Source organism: Streptomyces corallincola (genome assembly GCF_019104725.1).
Taxonomy (GTDB): Bacteria; Actinomycetota; Actinomycetes; order Streptomycetales; family Streptomycetaceae; genus Streptomyces; species Streptomyces corallincola.
The window spans coordinates 45,833-59,390 of record NZ_JAHRXF010000025.1; the positions used below are offsets into that span (position 1 = coordinate 45,833).

Consider the following 13,558-nt stretch of genomic DNA (forward strand, 5'->3'; position numbering starts at 1 on the left):
CGTGTTACTTAACGGTAATTAGCGTCCCCTGTGTCCTTGGAGCGTGAGAGACCTTGGCCGGATCGGCTGACTTCGACCTGTACCGCCCGTCCGAGGAGCACGGCATGCTCCGCGACGCCGTCCGCGCGCTGGCGGAGGCGAAGATCGCGCCGTACGCCGCCGCCGTGGACGAGGAGGCGCGCTTCCCGCAGGAGGCGCTGGACGCGCTGGTGGCGAACGACCTGCACGCCGTGCACGTCCCCGAGGAGTACGGCGGCGGCGGCGCCGACGCGCTCGCCACGGTCATCGTCATCGAGGAGGTGGCCCGCGCCTGTGTGTCGTCCTCGCTGATCCCGGCCGTGAACAAGCTGGGCTCGCTCCCGGTGATCCTGTCCGGCTCCGAGGAGCTGAAGAAGAAGTACCTGGGTCCGCTCGCCAAGGGCGACGCGATGTTCTCGTACTGCCTCTCCGAGCCGGAGGCGGGCTCGGACGCGGCCGGTATGAGGACCAGGGCCGTGCGCGACGGGGACTCCTGGGTGCTCAACGGCGTGAAGCGCTGGATCACCAACGCGGGCGTCTCCGAGTTCTACACGGTGATGGCCGTCACCGACCCCACCAAGCGGTCCAAGGGCATCTCGGCGTTCGTCGTGGATAAGTCCGACCCCGGTGTCTCCTTCGGCGCCCCCGAGAAGAAGCTCGGCATCAAGGGCTCCCCGACCCGCGAGGTCTACTTCGACAACGTCCGCATCCCCGCCGACCGCATGATCGGCGCCGAGGGCACCGGCTTCGCCACCGCGATGGCCACCCTGGACCACACCCGCATCACCATCGCCGCCCAGGCGCTCGGTGTCGCCCAGGGCGCCTTCGACTACGCCAAGGGCTACGTCCAGGAGCGCAAGCAGTTCGGCAAGCCCATCGCCGACTTCCAGGGCATCCAGTTCATGCTGGCCGACATGGCCATGAAGATCGAGGCCGCCCGCCAGCTCACCTACGCCGCCGCCGCCAAGTCCGAGCGCGGCGACAGCGACCTCACCTTCCAGGGCGCCGCCGCCAAGTGCTTCGCCTCCGACGTGGCGATGGAGGTCACCACCGACGCCGTCCAGCTTCTCGGCGGCTACGGCTACACCCGCGACTACCCGGTCGAGCGCATGATGCGCGACGCCAAGATCACCCAGATTTATGAGGGCACCAACCAGGTCCAGCGCATCGTCATGGCCCGCAACCTGCCGTAGCCTCCCGGCGCCCGCACCACGAGAAAGGTCCCCCGGCAGCGCGCCGGGGGACCTTCGTCCGTGGGTGCGGGGGTCTTGTCTGGCAGGGTGCGGACATGACGACGAAGACGACACCGGACGGACGACCCGTCCCGCAGCCGAGGGCCACCGAGCGGGACCAGTTGGAGGCGTGGCTCGACTTCCACCGGGAGACGCTGGCGCTGAAGTGCGCGGGGCTGACGGACGAGCAGTTGCGGACGGCCTCGGTGCCGCCGTCCCCGATGACCCTGCTGGGGCTGGTGCAGCACCTGGCGGAGATCGAGCGGAACTGGTTCCGGCGGGTGTTCTCCGGCCAGGACCTGCCCGCGCTGTTCGGGGACGGCGAGGGCTTCACGCTCAGCCCCGACCGGGGCATCGACGAGGTGATGGCCGCCTGGCGCACCGAGATCGAGCGGGGCCGCGAACTCATCGCCCTCGCCTCGCCCGACGACTGCGGCCCGCTGCCCGAACTCCCCGGCCCGGAGTCCGACGTCCTCGGTGACCAGGGCGTCTCGCTGCGCTGGATCATGATCCACATGATCGAGGAGTACGCCCGCCACAACGGCCACGCCGACCTCATCCGCGAACGCGTGGACGGCACGGCGGGCGTCTGACCCGGCACCCCGCCCCCGCCCCCGCGCACCCCGCCCCCGCGCACCCCGCCCCCGGCGGCTCTCACCCGTACGGCCCCGCCCCGCTTGCCGACCGGCCGGTCACATGCGCGGGGGCGGGCACGGGCGTAGGACGGAAGGCAGACCGGACCCGCTCCGGGTCCGGGCCCGCCGAAGGAGGAGCCATGACCCAGTCCGGTACCGCACCCGCCATGACCCGGCAGACCCAGGACGCCGTCGAGGCGTGCATGACCTGCCACGGCATCTGCGAGGAGACCATGAGCGCCTGTCTGAACATGGGCGGCCAGGCCCAGCTCCAGATCATGCGCGCCCTCATGGACTGCTCAGAGACCACCCGTCTCTGTGCCGACATGATGATGCGCCGCTCCCCGATGTCCGCCGACATCTGCGCGATGTGCGCCCGCGCCTGCGAGATGTGCGCCGAGGCGTGCATGTCCCTCCCCGACGACGCCCAGATGATCCGCTGTGCCGAGGCGTGCCGCCGCTGCGCGGACATGTGCCGGAGCATGGCGGGCGCCGCCATGTGAGTCCCCGCCCCGCGTCCGGGATGCCCGGTCCGGCCGGGACGCCCCCGAGGGTGGTGTCTCCGGCCGGGCGTGCGGCAGGCTGGCGGGCATGATCGACACCGACGCGACCACGGCCTTCGACACCGCCGAGCGGGCCATGTGGTCCGGGCGGACCCGCGCCTACGCCCACGGTTTCGCACCGCTGTGCGCGCACCCCGTCCCCGCGCTGCTCGACGCGGCCGGAGTCGGCCGGGGCACCCGCGTCCTCGACGTGGGCACCGGCACCGGCGCCGCCGCCCTCGCCGCCCTGGAGCGGGGCGCGCTGGTCCACGCCGTGGACGCCGACCCCGGCATGGCCGCCGAGGCAGGACGGCGCGGGGTCTCCGCGTGCGTCGCCGCGCTCCCCGGACTTCCCTTCGCGGACGGGGTGTTCGACGCCGTGGTGGGGAACTTCGTCCTCAACCACGTGGGGCGGCCGCGCGCCGCCCTCACCGAACTGCGCCGGGTGCTCCGGCCGGGCGGGCGGCTGGCCGTCACCCTGTGGGTCGCCCGGCGCGGTGCGGGCCAGGACCTGCTGGGCCGGGCGCTCGCCGAGGGCGGGGCCGTACCGCCCGCGTATCTGCCCCGCCTCCACCCCGACGAGGACTTCCCCCGTACCCCCGAGGGCGTGGCGGGCCTGCTCGCGGGGGACGGGTTCCACGGCGTCGAGGCCCATGAGCCCTCCTGGGACCACCTCACCACCGCCGGGGAGTGGTGGGGCGCCGCGGCGGGCGGGGTCGCCACCGTCGGGCTGGTCCTGACCGCCCAGGACCCGGAGACCGTCGTACGGGTCCGGCGGGCCTACGACCGGCTCTGCGCGCCCTTCGTCACCGGGCCGTCGCGGTCCACCGGGGACGCGCGGCGACTGGCCCTTCCCCATGTGGCCGTACTGGCGTCCGGGACGTGGGCGGCTCCCGCCGCGTAGCGGGGGAGTGGTGGGCCCGAGGCGGCCGGGACGCCGAGGGCCTCGGCCCGGCCGTACGCCGCGGAGGCGCCCGGACATGACGAGGGGGAGGAACCGGAGTCCCTCCCCCTCGTACGAGCTCGTGCGAGCGCGCGCCGACCGCGACGTCAGTTGCCCGTGACCGTCACCTTCTGGTCGTTGTTCAGCTCGTCCACGAGCGTCTTCACCTTCGCCTTGTCCCAGACGAGGTTGCCGCCGACCGAGCCGGAGATCGGCATGTTCAGGGAGGTGCCGTCACCGCCGCTGACGCCCTTCATGGCCCAGAACATCGAGGCCAGGTCCCACAGGGACATGTCCTTGTCCACGGTGAGCGAGTCCAGCCCGGCGCCCATCGTCGGGTAGAACGTGAAGGGGTTCATGACCGTGGACGGGGTCGCCACCTGGTGCGCGAGGGCGGACAGGAACTTCTGCTGGTTCTTGGTGCGCTGGAGGTCGGACGCGGCGAAGGCGTGCCGGGTGCGGACGAAGGCGAGGGCCTGCTCACCGTTCAGGGTCTGCTTGCCCGCCTTGAAGTCGGCGCCGGAGTACTTGTCCTTGAACCCCTTGTCGATGTCGATCTCGACCCCGCCGACCGCGTCCACGATCTTGGCGAAACCGGCGAAGCCGATCTCCACGTAGTGGTCGATGTGCAGACCGGTGTTGTACTCGACGGTCCGCACCAGCAGGGTCGGCCCGTCTATCGCGTACGCCGCGTTCAGCTTGTTCTGGCCCAGCGGGCCCCGGATCTTGCCCGACTCCGACCCCTTGAACTGCGGGATCGTCACGTTGGAGTCGCGCGGCAGCGAGATCAGGGTGTCCCCGTTCCCGCCCACGTGCAGGATCATCATCGAGTCGGTGCGCTGGCCCTCGGCGGAACCGGTGTGCAGCTTCTTCTTCTCCTCGGCCGACATGCCCGCGCGGCTGTCGGAGCCGACGATCAGGTAGTTCGTGCCGTCGCCGGCGGCCGGGCGGTCGATGACCTTGGAGAGGTCCACGTCCCGGTGCAGCTTGGAGTCGGCCCAGAAGTACGTGCTCACCGACGTGACCAGCAGCACCGCCGCCAGTGTCAGCACGCCCCACTTGATCCGCCGCCCCCAGTTCGGCGCCGGACGCGGGGGCCGGGTGCCGGTGCCGTACGGGCCACCGGGACCGCCGGGGCGGTTGCCGTAGACCTGGCCCGAGCTGTACCCGCTGTCGTAGCCGCCGCCCCGGCCGTCGTGTCCCTGCCCGTCCACGTACGCGGGCTGCTGCGGGACACCGTTGCCGTACGGCGGCGCCGAGGGCTCGCCGTGGCCACGCTGTCCGGGCGGTGCCTGCGGGCGCCGCACCTGGCGCATCACACGGGCACCCTCCGGCTGCGCACCGGCGCTGCCGTGTCCGTAGCGGGGTCCGCGGTTGTCGTCGGACGGTCCCTGGGGCCAGTCATTCATGCGGCCAGTGTGCAGGGTCGCGGTATGGGCCCCACAAGGCCTGTCGGAAAATCAGAGCGGCGCTGTTGCCAAGCTGACACAAAATACGCGGCGTACGCCTCGGCATAAGGTGGGGGTCATGACAGACCAGGCCACGGACGCGGAACCGGAAATTCCGGGCAAGCCCACGTCCGCCTCGCGCACCACGCTCAGCCACATCATGACCCACAGTGACACCAACCTGCTGGGCACCGTGCACGGCGGTGTGATCATGAAACTGGTGGACGACGCGGCGGGCGCGGTGGCCGGACGGCACTCCGGAGGTCCCGCCGTCACCGCGTCGATGGACGAGATGGCGTTCCTGGAGCCGGTCCGGGTCGGTGACCTCGTCCATGTGAAGGCCCAGGTCAACTGGACCGGCAGGTCCTCGATGGAGATCGGCGTCCGGGTCATGGCCGAGCGCTGGAACGAGTCCGCCCCGGCGACCCAGGTCGGCTCCGCCTACCTCGTCTTCGCCGCCGTGGACGCCGACGGCAAGCCCCGCGCGGTCCCCCCGGTGCTCCCTGAGACCGACCGCGACCGCCGCCGCTACCAGGAGGCCCAGATCCGCCGCACCCACCGGCTCGCCCGCCGCCGCGCCATCCGCGAACTCCGCGAGCAGCGCGCGGCGGAGGGGTTCCTGGACTGACGGCGCCCCCTGGCTCGGCGCCCCTGGCTCGGCGCCCCTGGCTCGGCGCCCCCGGCTCGGCGGCCCTGGCCGGGCGGCCTCCCGATCCGGCCGCCCGCGTGCTCTCCCGCACATCCGTCCCGCCCGCGTGAGAAGGCGAGAAGCGAGAAGCGGGGCCGGAGGTCCCGAGCCTCCTGCCCCGCTGCCCCGCATTCCTGCACCCCGCCCCGTACCGCCGCTCAAGCCGCGAGGGCGGTTACGCCTGGGCCCCGCACACCACCTCGTTGCCGCGCTGGACGCTCTGCTCCGGCCTGCCGGGGTCGTCGGCGCGGACCTGGTGCACGGTCCGGAAGTCGGCGCCGACCGTGACCTTGAGCAGCGGGCCCTGACCGGGGGCCGCGCGGAGTTCGCTGCCGGGCAGGGCGGCGGCCAGTGAACGGGCCGAGCGGTCCCAGCGGGGGTCGTAGGTGATGACGGTCCGCTTGACGGCGTGACCGGCGGCGGTGGTCGGCTGCCGGGTGGTGGCGAAGCCGGTCGCGGCGAGCGCCGCGTCCGCCTTGCGGGCCAGCCCCGCCGTCGCGGTGCCGTTCTCCACCTGGACCCGGATCGCGTGCGGGTCCACCTCGACGGTCGCCGGGGCGGGGCCCTTGCGGGGCGGTGCCACCGCGAGCGGCCGGTCGTCGCGCAGCGCCTGGAAGACCCGCCCGGCGGCGGCCGGGTCCCACTTCAGGGTCGAGCCGACGCCCTTGACGGGGAAGTCCATCTGCCCGATCGGCACGGTGGTGAACTCGGAGGAGGACGGCGAGAAGTTCCGCATCGCCCGCCCGAGGTCCAGCAGTTCGTCGGTGCCGAACCCGGCGTCCGCCCGCACCGACCCGAGCACCGCCCGCGTCACGTCCCGGAACTTCATCGGGTTCAGCAGCACCCCCGAGGAGGTGGCCCGCTCGATCAGCGCCGCCAGGAACCGCTGCTGCCGCTTCATCCGGCCCAGGTCGGAGGCCCCGTCCACATGCCGGGCGCGTACGTACTGGAGCGCCTGTCCGCCGTTCAGCGCGTGCGGGCCGGGGGAGAGGTCGAGCCCGGTGTACGAGTCCTTCAGCGGGACCGCCGTACAGATCCGCACCCCGCCGAGCACGTCCACGGTCCGCATGAAGCTGGTGAAATCGACCTCCATGTAGTGGTCGATCTTCACGTGGGTCATGTTCTCGACGGTGCCGATGGTGAGCTGCGGACCGCCCTCGGCGTAGGCCGCGTTCAGCTTGATGGGATGCGCGCCGTGCTGCTTGCCGGTGGTGCGGTCCAGGTGCGCGGGGACCTCCGCGTAGGAGTCGCGCGGCAGGCTCACCACGCTCGCCCGCCCCCGGTCCTCCGAGATGTGCACGATCATCATCGTGTCCGTGCAGTGGCAGGGCGCACCGCCGAGGCGGAACGCGCGCCGCTCCGCCTCGCTGATCTTGTCGCGGCCGTCGGTGCCGACCAGCAGCACGTTCATGCCGTGCCCGGCGCGCGGCCGGTTCTTCATGTCCTTGAACGCGTCGATCCGGGAGATCCCCGCGTCCAGGCTGGTCACCACCGCGTGGCCGATCCCGGCCGAGGCGAGCACCACCACCGACAGTGTGGTCAGGGCCCGCATGGCCCAGCGGGGCCGCTTGGGACGCCGCACCCGTGCGGTCCGCGCGGGGGCCGGTGGTACACGGCCGGGCGGCTGCGGTCTGCGCTGCGGCCGGGCGGGGGACCTCGGCGGGCTGGGCAAGGGACACCTCCGGGCTACGGCCCCGCGACGGATCTCCGCGACGTCGGCGAGGGGCCTTGCGGCCATACGTGGGATTTGTGAGAACCGTAGGCCGATACGATCTCCAGCCCGCGTCGTCGTCCCGGCGGCGCGCTCCCGTGTCCCCCGTTCGCGGTAACGTGAGGTCCTTATGAACACCAAGCCCGACGTGCGCCTCCCCGCCGTGTCCGTGATCATGCCCGTGCTGAACGAGGAACGGCATCTGCGCGGAGCGGTCCGCGCGATCCTCGCGCAGGAGTACGGCGGTGACATGGAGGTCGTGATCGCCCTCGGTCCGTCCGCGGACCGCACGGACGAGATCGCCGCCGAGCTGGTCGCCGAGGACCCGCGGGTGCACACCGTGCCCAACCCGACGGGCCGGACCCCGGCCGCGCTGAACGCGGCGATCAAGGCGTCCCGGCACCCGGTCGTGGTCCGCGTGGACGGCCACGGCATCCTCTCGCCGGACTACATCGCCACCGCCGTACGCCTGCTGGACGAGACCGGCGCGCAGAACGTCGGCGGCATCATGCACGCCGAGGGCGAGAACGACTGGGAGCACGCGGTCGCCGCCGCCATGACGTCGAGGATCGGCGTGGGCAACGCGGCCTTCCACACCGGCGGCCAGGCCGGTCCCGCCGAGACCGTGTACCTCGGGGTGTTCCGCCGCGAGGCGCTGGAGCGGCAGGGCGGCTACAACGAGGAGTTCGTCCGCGCCCAGGACTGGGAGCTGAACTTCCGCATCCGCGAGGCGGGCGGCCTGATCTGGTTCTCGCCGGAGCTGCGGGTGTCGTACCGCCCCCGGCCGAGCGTGCGCGCGCTGGCCAAGCAGTACAAGGACTACGGCCGCTGGCGGCACGTCGTCGCCCGGTACCACGAGGGCTCGATCAACCTGCGCTATCTCGCCCCGCCGACCGCCGTGTGCGCCATCGCGGCGGGCCTGGTCGTGGGCGCGGCCCTGACCCCCTGGGCGCTGCTGGTCCCCGGCGGCTACCTCGCGGCGATCGTCGCGGGCTCGGTCCCGGCGGGCAGGGGGCTGCCGCTGACGGCGCGGCTGCGCATCCCGGTCGCGCTGGGCACCATGCACATGTCCTGGGGCTGGGGCTTCCTGACCAGCCCGAAGTCCCTGGCGCGCAAGGTCATCGCCTCGCGCCGCCCGGCGGTGCCCGCCGCGGGCTGAGCGGCCGTACGCCCGACGGCCGGGCGGTGACGCTCAACCGCCCGGCGCTCACCGCCCGCCCGTTTCCCGCACCGCGCCCGCTACCACTGGTACGGCCTGTACACGTCCATGCACGTGTCGGCCTCGGAGCCGTTCAGCGCGTCGGCGTTGTCCGGCAGGTCGCCCGCCGTGGGCTTCTTCCGCGCGGGGTAGGCCGTCCCCGTGCGCCAGTCGGAGCCAATCACGACGGTGACCCCGGTGGCGTCGGTGGACTGCTTCACGGAGTCCGGCGGGATGCCGAGCGCCCGCGCGACGGCCTGCGCGTCGCCCTTGAGGTCGGCGCTCGGGTAGGTCACGGCCGTCCGCTCCTCGGAGGCCGGGCCGGAGGGGTCGGCGGTCGCCCTGCTGAAACCTTTGCCCACCAGCTCCCGGCCGATGGCGGACGCCCGCCCGGAGACCGGGGGTTCGGTGGCGGTGCGGGTGGCGTTGCGCACCAGGACACCGAGCCGGTCGGGGCGCTGCGAGGGCTGCTCGGCCTTCGGACCGCCGTCGCCGCTCTTCCCGCCGCCCTCGCCGCCCTTGGCGTCCGACGCGGTGCCGTTCTTGTCGAAGGGCACGTCGTCGCGGATCATCTGCCACATCTTGGCCGCGTTGCCGCCGTCCGGTACGACGTGCGCGTCCGGGTCCCGGGGGTCCGGCACCCACGGCATCGTCGTCATGGTGATGCGGTCGGTCGGCACCGACTTGAGCTGCGTGGCCAGGTCGTACAGCTTCTTGACGCTGCCGATCTCCTCGGAGACCTGGAGGGAGCGGGTGCCCGCCTCGGCCAGGTCCATCAGCCGGCCGCCGTCGGTGAAGACGTTCTCGCCCTTGAGGGTGCGGATCATCGAGTTCAGGTACATGTGCTGGGCGCGGGCGCGCAGCGGGTCGCTGCCCCAGGCGTGCCGGGTGCGCAGCCACTGGAGCGCCTGCTTGCCCTTGACGTTGTGCGAACCCTTGGTCAGCTTCAGCCCCGAGCCGCCCGGCACATTGGGCAGCGGGCGGTCCCACACGTTCTGGTTGACGCACACGTCCACCCCGCCGACGGCGTCGGCCATGCGCACCACGCCCGCGAAGTCGATCGTCATCCAGTGATCGATGTAGATCCCGGTGAGGTTCTCCCAGGTGGCCAGCGTGCAGCCCGCACCGCCGCGCGCGAGGGAGACGTTGATGATGTCGTTGGTCGCGCCGTACGTCTTCCCGGTCGCGGGGTCGGTGCACTTGGGGATGTCCACGCGGGTGTCGCGGGGGATGCTCACCACGGACGCGCTCCTGCGGTCGGCGGAGAGGTGGATCAGCATCTGGACGTCCGCGAGCGGCGGGTTGCCCACGTTGTCCCGGCTGCCGCCGAGCTTCACGTTCTCCGCGGAGTTACGGCTGTCGGAGCCGAGCAGCAGGATGTTCACCGGGGTCTGCCCGGCCCGGTTCGGCGCGGTCCGCAGCGCCTTGGAGTCGTCGGCGCTGCTGCGTCGCCCCTTCTGGATGTTGTCGTCGAGGTGCTTGAGGTAGACGTATCCGGCCCCGGCCGTGCCGAGTATGACCACCGCGAGCACCGTCGCCGACCAGCGCAGGGCGCGCCGTCCGCGCGGGCGGGCACCGGCCGCCGTGGTGTCCGGGGGGCCGTCGCCGCCGCGTCCGTCGCCGCCGCGTCCGCCGCCCGCCGCCGTTCTCGCGCGTCGTTCCGCCCCGGCCGCGCGGGACTCCCCGCGTACTTCGCTCTGCGCCAACTCCCAGCCCTCCCCGCCCTGTGCGCCGTCTCGCGGGACGGTCCCGCGGGTCCGTCCCGCCTTCGGTTAGACGCACGAAGAGCGGGATAAGTTACCTCCCAGAGGCACACCTTTTATGTGCTAATCCGGTCACTCCCGGTCACCGGGTGACCCGCCCGCGCCCCCGCAAACCCGGATACGGCCCCCAACTCCACACATCTGACGCGGTGTTGAGGGCCGTACGCCGTTACGGAGCGGTCAGCTGGCGCACTTGACCTGATCGGCCGTGGACTGGCTGTCCACCTTGGGCGCCTTGCTGGGCGCGGTCAGGGAGACGCCCGCGCCCTTGAAGTCCTTGCCCAGGGTGAGTGTCATCGCGGGCAGCCCCTGGGAGTTGGTGACCGAGGCACCCGGCTTCAGCGCGCTGCCCGGCAGCCCCATCAGCGCGGCCAGCTCACGGGCCTGGGGCGCCTGGTCGGGGGCGTACTCCACGGTGGTCTTCTCCAGCGGCGCCGGGGCGTTGCCCGCGTTCTCCGACTTCAGCACGCCCGCGCTGTTCTGCAGCCAGTTCAGCTCGGCCTGCGCGCTGCCCGCCGGGGCACCGCCGTTGAGGATGCGCACCCGTACGTCGGCCGGCCCCGACCTGCTGCCCTTGAGGCGGGCCGCCGCCGCGTCCTTGGCGGCCCGCTGCTCGCGCTTCACCTCGGTGAAGGAGACATCGCCCTTGATGGCGTCGAAGACGGCCGGAGCGGCGTTCGGGTTGACGATCACCGTCTTGTGGACGACACCGTCCGCCGGGTTGTCCAGCACCGGCACGGTGACGAAGCTGATGTTCTTCGGCGGGACCCGCTTCAGCTCCAGCGCGATGTCCTTGAGGGTGCCCGCGCTCTTGATGCCCTGGTCCACGGTGAGTGCCTTGGTGGCCGCCTCCGCCAGGTCCAGCACCTTGGCCGGGTTGGTCAGGGTGTCGCCGGAGGACATCTGGCGCATCAGCGAGCCCATGAACTGCTGCTGCACCTTGATGCGGTCCAGGTCGCCCTGGTTGCCCCAGCTGTGCCGGGTGCGGACGAACGCCAGCGCCTGCTCGCCCTCGATGGTGGACTTGCCCGCGGGCAGGTTCAGGTGCGAGTCCTTGTCGTTGACCGCGTGCGCCACGCACACATCGACGCCGCCGACGGCCGTGGTCAGCGTCTTCACCGCGTTGAAGTCCACCATCATGAAGTGGTCCGGCGCGATCCCGGTGATCGCCTGGACGGTGCGCATGGTGCAGCCCGCGTCCCGGCCCTCCTGCCCCAGGCTGGTGTTGAACCGGGTGTTCTCGGTGCCCGGAACCACCTTCGTGGTGCCGTCCGGCTGCTTGGTCGGGCAGTCCGGCACATCCACGATCAGGTCGCGCGGGATGCTCAGCGCCGTCGCGTTGGACCGGTCCTTGGCGACGTGCAGCAGGATGTTGGTGTCCGCGTGGCCGACGCTGCCCTGGTCGCCGTAGCCCGCGTTGCCCTTGCCGGTGCGCTTGTCGGTGCCGATGATCAGGATGTTGAACGCCTCGTCCTTGGCGAATCCGTTCTTCGCCGCGCTGCCGACGTCGGTCGAGGAGAGGTTTCCTTCGAGGTGCTTGAGGTAGAGGTAGCCCGCGCCGCCCGCGGCGACCAGGAGCAGCGCGGTGCCGCCCGCCGTCCAGGCCAGCACCTTCTTGGCCTTCGACTTCTTCTTCACCGGCCGACGGCCGCGCCGGGCCGCCGGTTCCGGCTCGGGGCTCCGGCGCCTGCGCGGTCCGGGGATCTCCGTACCGCCGTCCCCCGCGTCACCGCCGGGCGCGGGCCGCGCGCCGCGCGGGCCGCGCGCACCGGCCGGAGCCTCGGTGCGGACCCGGGTCGTGCCGGAGTTCCGGGCGCGGGCCGCACGCGGTCCGGGGACCGGTGACTGCGGGGCGGAACTGCCCAGTCGCAGTTCGTATTCGCCGGTGTCCGGATTGAGTACCCACTGGTCGGCGGGGTCGATGTCGCCCGCCCGCCCACGGCCTTGCGCGTCCACGGTCGTCCCAATCCTCTGTCGGGGCCACGCGGCGCCCTCCCCCATCAGGCGCTCGGGTCTCGGTGAACCGGTGCCCGGTCCGAGGCGTACCTCGTCGCCGGGTGCACCGGATCGCACACACTATCCGCCCAGTTCAGCGTCAAGCGACGCCGGTGACAAATTCCGGTGTCCTACACCTGGGCAATCCCCCTCATTCTCCTGGCCGGTGGTGCGTCACGGGACCGTACGGCCTCACGCGCACGGATGTTCAGACGCGGTGTTGCCGGAGAAGGTCGGCGCGGGGGAGGCCGGGCCCGACGGGTCGGAACGAGGCGCCTGAGGGGCGGAGCCGTCGTCGGCGACCGCCACCGGCCGGTCCGCGCGCAAGAGCGCGAACAGCCGCCCGGCGGCGGGCTGTACGAGCTGGTCGCGGTTGGCGTCGTACGCGTACGGCTCGCGCGGCACGGTCAGGAAGCGGACGCTGCCGGTGGGGATGTCCCGCAGCCCGCGCACCAGTTGGTACAGCCCGCGCAGGCTGGCCAGTTCCGGATCGGTGGTGAGGGAGGAGGTCGCCGCGTCCAGCACCGGGTACAGCTTCACCGGGTTGAGCAGCACGTCGTCGTCCCACACCTTGTCCACCAGGGCGCCCAGGAAGCGCTGTTGGCGGGCCATCCGCTCGGTGTCGCTGCCGTTGCCGAGGGACTTGCGGGCGCGGACGTACCCGAGCGCCTGCTCGCCGTTCAGCGTCACCCGGCCCGCCGGCAGCCGGAGTTTCGCGGCCTTGTCGTCGATCGGTTCCTTCAGGCAGACCTCGACGCCGTCCACCGCGTCCACCATCTCCTTGAACCCGCTGAAGTCCAGCACCATGTGGTGGTCCACGCGGATGCCGGTCAGCTGCTCGACCGTGCGGATGGTGCAGCCCGAACCGCCCAGCTGGAACGCCTGGTTGAACATGGTCAGCCGGGGCGTGACACGTCCGCCGCCGGGGGTGCGGCAGTCCGGGACGCGCACCATCAGGTCGCGGGGGAGCGAGACGGCGGTGGCGCTGCGCCGGTCGGCGGCCAGGTGCAGCAGGATCGTGGTGTCCGAGCGCCCGGTGCCCCGGTCCTGCCCGTAGGCGCCGTTCCCGGCGCCGGACCGGGTGTCCGAACCGATCAGCAGGATGTTCTGCGCGCCCTTCGCCAGTGCGGTCGGCCGCTCCCGCTCGTAGCGCGCGAGTTCGTCCGCCGCCGCCTCGTCCGGGGTGATGTTGGCGCTGAGCTTGGCGTACACGAACCATCCGGCACCGGCCCCGGCGAGCACCAGCACCGCCGCGCCGAGCGCCCCGCCCCGCAGCAGGCGCCGCCGACGGCGCCGCTCCAGCCCCCGCCCGGTGGCCGAGGCCCCGGCGCCGGTGCCGCCCCCGTCCCGTCCACTCACGGCACCGTGCCCCCTCCCGGCGTACC

General features: G+C 72.5%; 11 protein-coding genes. 6 read left to right on the plus strand and 5 right to left on the minus strand.

The window, feature by feature from the left end; translation table 11 throughout:
* Nucleotides 1-53 precede the first annotated feature (53 nt).
* The 4 genes from KUM39_RS17335 (at nucleotide 54) to KUM39_RS17350 (ending at nucleotide 3,331) form a co-directional block, all read left to right on the plus strand.
* On the plus strand, nucleotides 54-1,211 hold the full coding sequence (locus tag KUM39_RS17335) for an acyl-CoA dehydrogenase (RefSeq protein WP_217786573.1): 1,158 nt from the start codon (nucleotides 54-56) through the stop codon (nucleotides 1,209-1,211).
* Between the two features lie 95 nt (nucleotides 1,212-1,306).
* On the plus strand, nucleotides 1,307-1,843 hold the full coding sequence (locus tag KUM39_RS17340; protein ID WP_217786574.1) for a DinB family protein: 537 nt from the start codon (nucleotides 1,307-1,309) through the stop codon (nucleotides 1,841-1,843).
* 182 nt (nucleotides 1,844-2,025) lie between these two features.
* The gene (locus tag KUM39_RS17345) at nucleotides 2,026-2,388 is read left to right on the plus strand and encodes a four-helix bundle copper-binding protein (protein ID WP_217786575.1); all 363 of its coding nucleotides are present in this window, start codon (nucleotides 2,026-2,028) and stop codon (nucleotides 2,386-2,388) included.
* Nucleotides 2,389-2,476: 88 nt separating this feature from the next.
* Nucleotides 2,477-3,331, plus strand: a complete 855-nt coding sequence (locus tag KUM39_RS17350; protein WP_217786576.1) for a class I SAM-dependent methyltransferase — start codon at nucleotides 2,477-2,479, stop codon at nucleotides 3,329-3,331.
* A 146-nt stretch (nucleotides 3,332-3,477) separates the two neighbouring features.
* Here the strand turns inward: KUM39_RS17350 and KUM39_RS17355 are convergent, their stop codons facing one another.
* Nucleotides 3,478-4,779: an LCP family protein gene (locus KUM39_RS17355; protein WP_217786577.1), complete on the minus strand. Its 1,302-nt coding sequence runs from the start codon at nucleotides 4,777-4,779 to the stop codon at nucleotides 3,478-3,480.
* 118 nt (nucleotides 4,780-4,897) lie between these two features.
* Here KUM39_RS17355 and KUM39_RS17360 point away from each other — a divergent pair, with 118 nt between their 5' ends.
* The gene (locus KUM39_RS17360; protein WP_217786578.1) at nucleotides 4,898-5,446 is read left to right on the plus strand and encodes an acyl-CoA thioesterase; all 549 of its coding nucleotides are present in this window, start codon (nucleotides 4,898-4,900) and stop codon (nucleotides 5,444-5,446) included.
* A gap of 235 nt (nucleotides 5,447-5,681) precedes the next feature.
* Here KUM39_RS17360 and KUM39_RS17365 read toward each other — a convergent pair whose 3' ends face one another.
* The gene (locus KUM39_RS17365) at nucleotides 5,682-7,178 is read right to left on the minus strand and encodes an LCP family protein (protein ID WP_443732238.1); all 1,497 of its coding nucleotides are present in this window, start codon (nucleotides 7,176-7,178) and stop codon (nucleotides 5,682-5,684) included.
* A gap of 169 nt (nucleotides 7,179-7,347) precedes the next feature.
* Between KUM39_RS17365 and KUM39_RS17370 the strand changes: the two genes are divergently transcribed.
* Complete coding sequence (locus tag KUM39_RS17370; RefSeq protein ID WP_217786579.1) at nucleotides 7,348-8,376, plus strand: glycosyltransferase family 2 protein; 1,029 nt, start codon at nucleotides 7,348-7,350, stop codon at nucleotides 8,374-8,376.
* Nucleotides 8,377-8,456: 80 nt separating this feature from the next.
* Here KUM39_RS17370 and KUM39_RS17375 read toward each other — a convergent pair whose 3' ends face one another.
* From KUM39_RS17375 to KUM39_RS17385, 3 genes are all read right to left on the minus strand, one after another.
* A complete protein-coding gene (locus tag KUM39_RS17375; RefSeq protein ID WP_217786580.1) occupies nucleotides 8,457-10,121 on the minus strand; it encodes an LCP family protein in 1,665 nt (554 codons plus the stop codon).
* Between the two features lie 237 nt (nucleotides 10,122-10,358).
* Nucleotides 10,359-12,134, minus strand: a complete 1,776-nt coding sequence (locus KUM39_RS17380; RefSeq protein WP_217786581.1) for an LCP family protein — start codon at nucleotides 12,132-12,134, stop codon at nucleotides 10,359-10,361.
* A gap of 231 nt (nucleotides 12,135-12,365) precedes the next feature.
* Complete coding sequence (locus KUM39_RS17385; protein ID WP_217786582.1) at nucleotides 12,366-13,532, minus strand: LCP family protein; 1,167 nt, start codon at nucleotides 13,530-13,532, stop codon at nucleotides 12,366-12,368.
* Between the last annotated feature and the right edge of the window lie 26 nt (nucleotides 13,533-13,558).